Source organism: Sphingobacterium sp. UBA7625, from assembly GCF_002484085.1.
In the GTDB taxonomy this organism is placed as follows: Bacteria; Bacteroidota; Bacteroidia; order Sphingobacteriales; family Sphingobacteriaceae; genus Sphingobacterium; species Sphingobacterium athyrii.
Genome location: NZ_DLJD01000055.1, coordinates 174,985 through 175,216, shown reverse-complemented (window position 1 = coordinate 175,216; position 232 = coordinate 174,985).

Here is a 232-nt window from a genome sequence, read left to right as displayed (position 1 = left end):
CGATTGCTGTTTATTTTATTTTTTCGGCTCTGCTGTTGATAAGCTGTGAAGAGCGGAGGAGAGATACTAAAGTGTTGAGTTATATGGCGCATAATGAACGGGATAGCGCCCGTTTGGATCTTAATCTTTTTGAGAGCCGTTTTCATGGCAAATTGTTCTTTTATAGACCTGGAGGTGAGGTTGATTCGGGAGATATTCGCGGGAATATCCAAAAGGACACATTGCTTGGGGA